A 5,540-nucleotide genomic window follows, 5' to 3' on the forward strand; every position below is an offset into this window, starting at 1 on the left:
CGATGGTGAAGATCACGTCCCCACCCGCCCCGGCTTGGCCTTCGATGATGCCGTTGTTGTCGACCAGCACGATCGCCTCGCCCTGGCCATCGGCGGCGTTGGCGTCCAGCGCGTAGAGGCCGGTGGCCACGTTGGTGGCGCCCAGCGTGAGGCTGTAGGCGATGCTGCCGGCGCCGTCGCTGCCGTAGTCCACGCTGGCACCGAAGGCATTGGCGAACGATTGGGTCTGGGTGCGATCCGCCAGATCGTCGCTCTCGTCGAGCTCGAAGTCGGGCAGCGTGAAGGTGCCGTCAATCTCGATGCTCGGGCCGTCGTCAAGGAAGCTCAGCGTCCAACCAATCGCCACACTCTGGCTGGCGGTGTCGCCGTCACCGTCTTCGATCTCGACAGCGAGTCGAACGCTACCCGCCGTGAGGCTGATCGAGTCACCTTCGCCCACTTGCTCGGGGTCAGGGTGGGCCAGCGCACGGAACTGAGTCAGGGTGATCGCGCCGTTGACATCCACGTCAACAGTGAGCACCGTCTCTTCCTGGCCATTAGCCGTCACGTACCCTTCAATCTGGGTGGTACTGCCCTCCGCCAGTCGCAACTCGACCGTCTGACCGGTCATCACATCGGTAAGCCCGGACTCCACTGCCGGGTCAATCAAAAGGCTGTAGCGGGTCGCAGCCAGGCCGTCGGCACCACCCTGTAGGGTAAACACCCCGCTGAAATCCACTGGCGCAGCATTACTGACCGAGGCACTCTCGTTAAGCTCTGCTTCATCGACACTGATGAATGCACTGAGCGGAAACTCATTGTTTATGATGACCGGACCATCGTCGTTGATGTCGACGGTCAGCGTGGCCTCGGGCGAGACGTCGCCGTCGCTGTCGGTGGCACGGACCTGGAAGGCGTCCTGGACCTGGTCATCGGCGCCGATCAGGTCGTCGCCATCATGGTCGAGCGTGTTGGCGGCAAGCGTGTAGGTCCAGCTGCCGTCCAGGTCGACCGAGAGCTCGCCGTATTGGCCCTGCACCGTGGTGCCGTCGGCAGTGATATCGATCCAGGTGCCAGTGACGTCCTGTACTTGCCGAACGCCCAGCGCGTCGTTGCCGGTGTCGACCTCAAGCGTGCCGCTGGTGGTGAGGTCGCCACCGCCACTGCCGTCCGGCAGTGCGGATTCCCAGACCACGCCATCATCGCCGTCGGCGCGCACCACGCTGATCGTCGGCGTGGAGTCGTCCTGCAGGGTCAGCGTGGCCGTCGCGGTGGACGTGTCGCCATCGCCATCGGTGAGCGTGTACTGGAAGCTGACCTCGCCTTCTTCGCCCGGTGCCGGGGTGTAGGTGAAGGTGCCGTTGTCGTTGTAGGCCAGATCGCCGCTGCCGGTCAGGCTGCCCGCCACCAGCGCCACGCCGGTGACCAGGTCGACGCCATCGGCACCCGGCGCATCATTGGCGAACACGTCTATGACTACCGGGACATTCTCCTGACTTTGTGTGACAGCAACAGCGTTGGCTATAGGACTGTCGTCCTCTACCGTGACTGTCAAGCTGCCACTACCCGCTGGATTGACGCCATCATCGATGGTGACATCGAAGCCGATATCCAGCGTGTCTTCCACGCCACTGTCCGGGTGATCAATAGGCTGGCTCAGCGTCACTACATAGCTAATGCTGGTGGCATTGGCAGGGTCGCTGACGGATGGATCCCCTCCATTGAGCTCCACTCGGATGACTTCAACGCCATTGACTGAGCCGATGGCAGTAGCCGCATTACCCCCTTCGGACCAGGAGACAACATCTCCTCCAGATGCCAGATCATTGGGCAGACTATTCAGGTCAATGCCTACGCTTAATGGAACATCTCCATTCCCTGTGATGGCGAAAGTTCCCGTTACCGACGCTGCATTGGTGGTATCGGTATATCCAGGGCCAGCCGTATCATCCTGATTGCCACCGGGAAGGCCTTCTTCTGATACCGATGCAGTTTCATTGCTGATGGTAGGCAGCGAATCATTGTCCAGGATAATGGCGTTGCCGGTGTCAGTGATGCCGTCGGGCAAGGCATTACCGGCGGCGCTCTCGCCGCTCAGCGTGGCGGTCAGGGTGACCGATTCGGGGCCTTCGAAGACGTCGTCATCAATGGTCGGCACGCTGACCACGATGCCATCGGTGGTGCCCGCCGGGACCTCGATGCTGAAGCTGCCATCGGCGTTGGTGGTGACCGTGACGTCGGCGCCGTTGATGGCGACCGTGGGCGTGCCGAGGTCGTCGTCATCGGCCTCGCCTCCCAGCACAAACGTCAAGGTGGTGACGTTGTCGACCGGGTTGCTCAGTTCAACGTCGAAAGTGGCGGTGTCGCCTTCGTTGATGGTACCGGCGTCAAACACCTCGAGGCTCGGGGTGTCGTTGTCGGCCGGCTCCTCGGGGTCGGTCGGGGTACCGGTGCCGTCATCGACGATAATGGCGTTGCCGGTGTCAGTGATGCCGTCGGGCAAGGCATTGCCGGCGGCGCTCTCGCCGCTCAGCGTGGCGGTCAGGGTGACCGATTCGGGGCCTTCGAAGACGTCGTCATCAATGGTCGGCACACTGACCACGATGCCGTCGGTGGTGCCCGCCGGGACCTCGATGCTGAAGCTGCCATCGGCGTTGGTGGTGACCGTGACGTCAACGCCGTTGATGGCGACCGTGGGCGTGCCGAGGTCGTCATCATCGGCCTCGCCTCCCAGCACAAACGTCAAGGTGGTGACGTTGTCGACCGGGTTGCTCAATGAGACGCTAAAAGTAATCGTATCGCCTTCGTTGACACTACCGGCATCGCCGACCGTCAGCGCCGGCACCTCTCCTTCCGCAGGCGTATCATTCTCTGTCGGTACCGCCTCGGTCTCCTCGAAGTCGATGCCGTCGAGGGCGTTCAGATCATAATTAAAGGCCAAGGGATCGGTTAATTCAGAGATGCGGCCAAGCCTCACGAAGCTATGCCCTCCACCTTCTCCGCCCCCAACGCCGGCGCCCGGACCAGCCGCAGTGGCGTCGAGGTCATCGAGAAGGTCACCTTCGCCTTCATCGATAGCCGTTAGCAGGGCATCGAGATCCTCATCAAACGCACTGAACTCCTGGTTATCAACCGGTTGCTCGGCATCCAGGTCGCCGCTCATCACCACCGCCTGCCCACCCTCGATCACTGAAGGCGGTAGGCCATCATCAAAGTCCATCGCCACTTGGGCGTTATCGGCCGTGACCAGGGTTTCCCCTTCTTCCAGGGTACTGCCTGCGCTCAGCTCGCGCAGGTTACCTTGAGCATCTCTTGCCCATGCCTGGCCAGTGATGGATACGACGGTAGCGATGATCATGACTTAATTCCCTATAAGAAACCGTTGCACAGAGCTTTGTAAATTGGTGATTAACATTTCATGCGGAAGCTCAACACTCGCCTAACCGCTAGTGGAAGCATCTAACGCCACAATAGCCACTGTAGACAAGCGTGAAAATTGCACTGTGGTACAACTTAACGGCTTGGAGGGAGGGTGAAATATGAAACTATGTAAATTAACACGCCAAAAATAATTATTGGGCTTCTGAAATGGCAGGCAGCGACCAAATCGGCACAATTCACTACTTTTTAGTCTTGAATACTTTACCTAAAGCAGCTCTCTCAACATGCTGATTCTAAAAAAATCCGATCCAGTTATTCCGATTTTAAATGATCTAAATAATACTCCATGATTATTTTTTATAAAAAAACGGCCTTGCCCGATGCATGCTGGGCAAGGCCGTAAGTATGGCTGAATTTTAACTCACTGATCGATCTTCAACTGATCGTCATTGAGCATTTGCGCGAGTATGGCACTTGAGTCAGTCTCACCGGTAGTGAAGTCCTCCAGGGTGATCCGCTGATCGGCATTACCCCCTCCCGCGTTGATGGAACCGCTTGTGTCGATATGCAGCACGGTATCGTCGCCATCCTGCTCAGCGAAAATGTAGTCACCAAGGTTGGTCGGATCATCATCCAGCAGGATATCGGCGAGATCCAGCACATTATCTCCATTGCTGAAATCGGCAATGATATCTTCAGCCGCAGGTTGGCCACTATCGGCTTCGTCCCCAAGGTCCCACTTGAAGACATCATTACCATCACCGCCCCAGAGAATGTCATCTCCAGCGCCGCCCATTAGATCATCGTCTCCACCAGATCCGTAGAGATAATCTCCATCATCAGTCCCTACCAGCTGATTGCTACCCGCATCCCCAGAAAGAACCTGACCAGATTCAAAGTTCTCAGGCAGGTAACTGGCAATCGCCACGGACAAGAGATCATCAGCAATGGCCTCATCACCATCACCATCGATCGCGGATAACTGATAGTTCATAATAAGATCTTGGATCTCAAAATTCTTATCGTAAGAAACATTATTAATACCGAATTTTGCTCCCCCCTCGTGGTTAATTCCAATTTTTGAAAACTTATCAGCTACGTAGAAAGTGTAAGAGGAACCATCTCCATTCAACTCATAAGTTCCTGCCTTACCGGAATCAACAACAAACGATACTGAGGAAGCATCCTTTTCGATTTCAGCAATCCCACTGGAAACAAAAGAACTTCCATCGACGGTAAAATCAATGCTCGCAGCGCCGCTACCACCCCATTGAACAAGGTCGAAAGCCACCTCAGTCTGCTGCAAGGAAAAACCCAACTCAAGGAAGTCATTTTTGGATATGGTAGGTTGCTTTACGCCCACTCCATTGCTTGAAGCATTAACTTCATCATTACCAGTAATAACCAGGCTTTGGTCATCATTTGCAACGCTAGTAACAGGTCCGAAGGCACCAAAATCAGCACCACTTGCGACTGCCGCCGTTACAAAGCTGTTATCTTGCAAATTAAACTTATACTCCCCTCCTTCATCCACAAAAATCTCAAATGCCAGACTTCCATCCATATCGCCTTCGTCAGAGAAAGCCTTGAATGTTACAGAACCATCCCCACCTTCAGAAACCGGATTATTCTGAGTCTTTATGAAAAAGGTGAACAGTTCGCTACCGCTAGCACTACGAGCAACGACACTTGAGACACCATTAGCATCCTGATCTCCAACATCGAAAGTGATGTCCTGGCCCGACAACATCCCTGTTTGCTGAAGAACCAGGCCCAACTGCTCCAGGTTATCAGCACCAAACGAAGCAACATAGCTTCCAGAGACTTCAGCACCTGCGACACCCGCTACAATAGCGTCCGAAACTGAGGTGAATTTAGGACCATCGTCGTTGATGTCGACGGTCAGCGTGGCTTCGGGCGAGACGTCGCCCTCGTCGTCGGTGGCGCGTACCTGGAAGGCATCCTGGACCTGGTCATCGGCACCGGTCAGGTCGTCGCCATCATGGTCGAGCGTGTTGTCACTCAGGGTGTAGGTCCAGCTGCCGTCCAGGTCGACCGAGAGCTCGCCGTATTGGCCCTGCACCGTGGTGCCGTCGGCAGTGATATCGATCCAGTCGTCGTTGACGTCCTGCACTTGCCGCACACCCAGCGCGTCGTTGCCGGTGTCGACCTCAAGCGTG

Annotated in this window: 2 protein-coding genes; both read right to left on the reverse strand. The window is 56.5% G+C overall.

Annotation, left to right across the window (positions count from 1 at the left end; translation table 11 throughout):
- Positions 1–3,337: retention module-containing protein (locus C6V82_RS17950; RefSeq protein WP_146157047.1), on the reverse strand; the 3,337-nt coding region annotated here is incomplete at its 3' end.
- A gap of 444 nt (positions 3,338–3,781) precedes the next feature.
- Positions 3,782–5,540, reverse strand: a 1,759-nt coding sequence (locus tag C6V82_RS17955) for a type I secretion C-terminal target domain-containing protein (RefSeq protein ID WP_146157048.1), incomplete at its 5' end; no start/stop codon positions are given.

It is taken from the genome of Halomonas urumqiensis (assembly GCF_003028575.1).
In the GTDB taxonomy this organism is placed as follows: domain Bacteria; phylum Pseudomonadota; class Gammaproteobacteria; order Pseudomonadales; family Halomonadaceae; genus Halomonas; species Halomonas urumqiensis.